The 5,937-nt window shown below is 52.8% G+C and carries 4 protein-coding genes; 2 read left to right on the forward strand and 2 right to left on the reverse strand.

Going from position 1 to position 5,937, the window contains the following annotated elements; translation table 11 throughout:
- Positions 1 to 551: LLM class flavin-dependent oxidoreductase (locus tag ABYP39_RS16740; RefSeq protein WP_372783705.1), on the reverse strand; the 551-nt coding region annotated here is incomplete at its 3' end.
- A 292-nt stretch (positions 552 to 843) separates the two neighbouring features.
- Here ABYP39_RS16740 and ABYP39_RS16745 point away from each other — a divergent pair.
- Positions 844 to 3,354: a TonB-dependent receptor gene (locus ABYP39_RS16745; protein ID WP_372783707.1), complete on the forward strand. Its 2,511-nt coding sequence runs from the start codon at positions 844 to 846 to the stop codon at positions 3,352 to 3,354.
- Positions 3,355 to 3,527: 173 nt separating this feature from the next.
- Positions 3,528 to 3,995, forward strand: coding sequence for a DUF2505 domain-containing protein (locus tag ABYP39_RS16750; protein WP_372783709.1), 468 nt, complete (start codon positions 3,528 to 3,530; stop codon positions 3,993 to 3,995).
- 33 nt (positions 3,996 to 4,028) lie between these two features.
- Here the strand turns inward: ABYP39_RS16750 and ABYP39_RS16755 are convergent, their stop codons facing one another.
- Positions 4,029 to 5,726 (reverse strand): hypothetical protein, encoded by a 1,698-nt coding sequence (locus ABYP39_RS16755; protein WP_372783711.1) that lies wholly within the window; start codon positions 5,724 to 5,726, stop codon positions 4,029 to 4,031.
- Between the last annotated feature and the right edge of the window lie 211 nt (positions 5,727 to 5,937).

Consider the following 5,937-nt stretch of genomic DNA (forward strand, 5'->3'; position numbering starts at 1 on the left):
CTAATAGCCGAGGCAACGGCCATATCTATCGTGGGGCTCTGGTAAGGCAGAATCTGGCAGCGGGCTTCATTCAGGGTAAACCAGTCGGTCTTCATGGTGACGGTTTCGCCGTTTAGCAGTTTTACCAAGGCAGTCAGCGATTCATTCATACGGCGGCGCAGATCTTTTGGGTTGATACCCATCATGTAGGCATCGGCCACCAGCTGGCCAGGGCCAACGCCGAAGGTCAGACGGCCCCGGACCTGGTGGTCGAGTTGGCAAATTCGATCAGCCAATACCAGCGGATGGTGATAAGAAAGGGAACTGACGCCTGTAGCCAGCCGAATATTGCGCGTTCGCTCGGCCGCCGTGGCAATAAAAACCTCGGGCGAGGCGATGCATTCATAGGCCCCGCTGTGGTGTTCGCCTATCCAGGCTTCGTCATAGGCCAGCTTGTCCAGCCACTGGATCAGTTCCATGTCCCGGTCTATGGCGAGCGTGGGGTTGACGATGTCTTTATGGAAAGGCGCAAAAAAAGCACCGAATTTCATGCGCTTAGGCTTGTAAGTCATGTTCTGTCCTCATGTTCGGGGCGGGAGACTAACCCCCATGTTGAAACCACTATAAGCCAAAAAACATTTCAATAGCAATGTTTTGGTCTGAAAAATATTCATCTCTTAATCTTGACGGAATTTTCGGCGGCCGTTAGCCTGTGAAAACATTTCTCATGAAATGTATTTATGGAAGGGACCGGGTTGCTCGATAGAACAAAAAAAATGGGCGCTCGCGAAAATAATAGTGGCCGGCTACAGCAAGAATCGATTGCTGGCGATGGCCTTTGACAATAATACGGCGGAAAACTCGATGTCACATGAATCCAGGCTGCTAGGGCTGGCTGCAGGTTTGCTGTTGGCGCCCGGCATCGTCATTGCACAATACATGGAATCCGATGCACCCTCAGAGGAACGTGAAACGGTCAAAGCCTCTCTGGAAGAAGTCTACGTAACGGCTCGTCGTCGGGAAGAAAGCCTACAGGAAACCCCTGTCGCAGTGAGCGCTATGGGCGCCGATGCTTTGGCTGAAGCTGGTGTTTCCTCCATTACGGATTTGCAGCAGCTGGTGCCCGGCCTGCAGTTTGGTGAAAGCGGCTCAAAAACACCGGCCATTTTCATTCGTGGCATTGGCCAGCGTGAAGCCACAGCGGTACTTGACCCGGGAGTGGGTGTGTATCTGAACGGCATTTTTCTGGCGCGGCAGGATACCCAGCTGCTCGATACGGTAGATACCCAATCCATTCAGGTACTTCGTGGCCCTCAGGGCACCTTGTTTGGCAAGAACAACACGGGCGGTGCCATGCTGGTGTCGACCCGTGATGCCAACTTGTACGAACGAGAATTCGGTACCGCGGTCAAGCTTGGCAATTATGGTCGGCAGGATGTCAAACTCTACGGCAATATGCCCTTGGTCGAAGACCGGCTTGCCACGCGCTTTGGCATCAGCAGCAAGCGCTTCGACGGTGATATTGAGAACGCTGATGGTGCCACCTTCGGTGATGAGGACCGTCTGGCGGTTTCGCTGCGCACACTCTGGCAGGCGTCAGACAATTTCAGCATGGACGTGTTTGCCTATAGGAGTAAGCAGCGTGAACGCAGCACACCGCTGACCTGTATATTGCAAAACCCCAATGCCAATATTGTTCAGCTCATATACCCCAACCAGCCGTCGTTTAGCGATTCCTGCGCAGTCAGTGAGCAGGCCGCTAACGACCATAAAATTACGGTAAACAGCGACGACAGTGTTGTAGCCATGACCAGCACCATGCTGGCGCTGACGATGACTTGGGATTTCTTTGACTACGAAATCAAGAGTATTTCAGCGTGGAGTCATCAGCAGGATATCGAGCGCAACGATGATCAGGACGGTACCTCAACCCATATCATCAACAATGGCACGCGCGCGCTGAATGATGTGTTGCGTGCCGATGGCGAAGCGGTGCGCGATGAAAAACGCGATCAGTTTAGCCAGGAAATCCAGCTTGTTGGCTCCGCCTTCGCTGATAGGGTGAGCTATACGGTGGGAGCGTTTGCGTCACTGGAGCGAATTGACGACAACCCGTTTGCGCAGGTTATCGGGCCAAAGGGTCTGTCGGGTATTGATCCCAACACGGTCAGCAATGCCGTTATTCCGGGGCTACCGCCGTTGGGGGCGGCAGCTGTATTTCCATTGACCACCCTGTTTGGTGGATTCAGCTCGCTGGAAAATACTAGCTGGGCGGTGTTTTCCCAATTTACCTGGAGCATAAGCGATACGGTGCAGCTGACCATGGGAGGTCGATACACCTTTGAGGAGCGTGAGCGCCGTCTGACGGTGGTGGATATCGACGAGCAAACTTACGGTCAGCGCATTGGCGCCAGCTATATCGATCAAGCCGGTTTTTACTCGCCAATTACGCGTGCCCAGTTTGACCAGATTGGGCGCAACCTGCCGGATTTGCCTGTCGATATTATTGAAGACGCTGATGTCCGTACCGAACAGTGGAGTAACTTCACCCCGGCGGTCACACTGTCTGTGCAGGCCAGTGATGAGTGGCTGGAAACCATGAACCTCGACAGTGCGCTTTGGTATGCAACGTACAGTGAAGGTTTTAAGGCGGGCGGATTTGAGCCTCGTGGCCCGGAGCTGGTGGCGTTTGATCCAGAAGAGGTGGTGAACTACGAGCTAGGGGTCAAGCTGGACAGTCTGGATTCGACCCTGCGCTTCAACGCGGCACTCTATGCAATGGATTATACCGACATCCATGTGCGTGTCGCGGAGCAGGGCGAGCGGATCAGCGATATATTCCTGTTCCTGGCCAATGCGGGTGAAGCAACAATACAGGGCATCGAAATGGAAACGACCTTGTTGTTGGGAAACTGGATATTGAGCGCCAACGCGAACTATACCGATGCTAGCTACGACGAATATACCGCGACAATTGTGACACCTGGCCAGGGTGAGTCGGTCGTTGACCGCAGTTCGGAACCGTTCGCACTGGTGCCAGAAATGTCTTATTCGCTGGCGGCCCAGTACAACTGGATGACGCCGTTTGGTCTCGTGGTGCCGCGCATGAGCGTATACTACCGGGACGAATTGTTCACAGGTATCGACTATCTGGCGGTAGAATACGATTCATCTTATGTCGACGATCTGACGCTGGTGAATGCCCGCATTAACTATTTTCCCAGCGAAAAGCTTCGGATTGCCGCCTATGCCGATAACCTAACCGACGAGGAATACTTTAAAAGCGGTTTTGCGGTGAGTGCCCTGCTCGGTGCGGCAACCCTGGTGCAGGGTACATCGCGCACTATCGGTCTGGAGTTTTCCTACGACTTCTAGATTGGCCCTAGCCTGCGCCGCTGCCAGTGCGGTGCTTAGGGTTCCCGACGCCTCGCTGTGCAGACAAGGCGTCGCTTTTCTGTCTTTTCCCACAGGGGAAAGTAGAAAGTCTTCCCCCGGCGCAAACTTGTGAAATAATGGCCGGCCAACCATAACAAACCAGAGGTGGTGGCATGGCCGTATCCCAAGAATTTTCCGTCAGCGTCGACAAACTCTACGAACTGCTCACAGACCCTGACTTTCTGGTCGAGCGCAGCACCGCCATGGGCGAAGACTGTGAAGCCGAAGTGGAAGAATACGACGACGAAACCGTTATCAAAATGAAGCGGGTTGTTACCCGTGACCTTCCGGCCTTTCTCGCCAAACTGTTCAATCCCCAGCAAACTATCAATATGACAGAAACTTGGCGTCGTGACGGTGACGCCTGGGAAGGCGATTTTGAAATGGTCGTGGAAGGTCAGCCGGTTACGATCGGCGGGAAATTTACCTTGAAACCGTCAAAGAAAGGCTGTGTATACAGTGTTTCCCACACCTGCAAGGCGAAGATTCCGTTGGTAGGGGGCAAAGTGGAGAAGTTTGTGCTGGGTCAGACGGGTGACGGTGCTGTAGCGGAGTTGGAATTTGCGGAGCGCAGCCTCTAAAGTAAGGCTGCACTCTGCGGGCGCATCAGTGATTTAAGGTGTTTGATCAACCGTCGCGCGCCCAGTAGAAATCGTGCCTGATGGTGTCTCAGCCGTTACGGTTAGAACACCATCTTTACCTGCCGTACCTGGCTCAACAAAAATACTGTAGCTTAGCGCGCCGTTGAAATTTGTGTTGGGTACGGTGAATGACGATGGGCCAGAAATTTTCCCTTGCGATGTTTCTGCTTTTATCGTCGTACCTTTTGGCGGTACTTGGCCGTTTATATCCGACACAGTGACGGTGACGCTTTTGCCGCCAGTGTTTAGGTCTATCACCGCTGGTGTCACCTGAACATTGAGATTGGAGCCTGACAATACGATTACGATATTTTCCCACACGTTGAGCGTGCGGTTTTCGGGAGCGGCGCAAGTGGGCCCGTTACACAATAGCCCGTTGAACAGCGAGTCGGGGTTGTCGAAGGTTTTGTCTGAATCAAAGTCTACGAAAACTTCGTTAGTGTCACGGGAATTGCTTTCATTGTCATCGCGATAGGCTTCGGAAATATCGGTGAAGCTTTCGCCATCGTCAAATTGGCCATTCGAAGGGTTGGCGTCAACAAAAGTTTCTTCGCCAACAGCATAAGCCAGAACAGTTGCGCGCCCGTTGCTGGGCCGAGGATCCTGTGACGTGAATGTTACAGAGCAAACACCAGCGACGGTGCTGCAGGTGCCCTCGATTGATCCGCCCTCAGTAGTGAAAGCTATTGCGGTACCGTCGGCAACAGGGTTGTTATAGCGGTCTGCCGCGCGGATGTTAACCTTGGTTGTCACGCCGTCGAGGTTGAGGCCTTCAATGTTGAGGGTTTCAGCACTTATAGAAAAACTGTCCTGATCGGGAATGCCGGTAGTCACTGCCAGGCCGTTGGACTGTGCAGTTGTGGTTTTACCGTCACGAGTCGTCGTAGCTGTGACTCGCACGGTCGTCTGCACATCGCCAGATATTACTGTTGTGCTTACCAGACCTTCGGCGTCGGTTGTTCCCTGCGCATTACTGAGTGAGACACCACCTACCGAGGAGTTCAGCTTGAAGTCGACCGGTTGATTCTGGACGGGGCCGCCTGCAGTATTTGTTACCTTGAACGTGACGATCGATTGTTCCGGAATTGCTCCAGTGCCGCGAATGCAGACAATATTAGGGGCAGATGATAAAAACGTTATCGCACCGAGTGGCGCTGGCGTTGCGGTTATCGAGACCGTAGAGCTGAGCGTGCTGGCATTTAAAGATGATTGTGCCCTTATGGTGTCAGAGCCATCACAGCCAATCGCCTTATAGGTCACCTGTACGGTGCCATTGTTGGTGGTGGCGATAGCCGGAGTAATTTCCGAAAGGCCTGAAGATACACAGCCGGAAGTAAAAAAGATTTCGGCGCTTTCGGTAACCGGCGCTCCATTCTGGTCAACAATTTCTACGCTGAGTGACGTACTTTCACCTGCAGAGAGAGTTGTACTGTTGGCCTTGATCGTTCCTTCCGTAAAGGTTCCTCCGCTGGTTGAACCCATTCGGGCAACCGTGGGGCCGGTACTGGAACTACTGCTACTATCGCCGCTGCTCGATGAACCAGATGAACCACTCGAGTCCTTGAGGCCGCTTATGGAAGGCGTGCCATCGTCACTATCACTGTCCCCTGGGCAACCGCTCAGGTTGACAACCAACATTCCGAGAAGAAGCGCCTGAACTAGCTGTCTCATTACTATTAACCTTTGTTATCGCCAGTGTGTGCCGGTGCTGATCAATTTGTTGGCAGCGGCCCTGCAGTTATTCTAGAAAAAAATGCAGTCTTCTGCTCCAAGTTACTGAAAGTAAATCGAAATAACAACAAAAAACAGTTCGTTTGGGCGTCGCTGACGGGATTCTGTGAAGTAGGGCTTTGATTTAGTGAGGTATTTTTTAATGGTTATA

The organism is Litorivivens sp. (assembly GCF_041625495.1).
GTDB lineage: Bacteria > Pseudomonadota > Gammaproteobacteria > Pseudomonadales > Spongiibacteraceae > Litorivivens.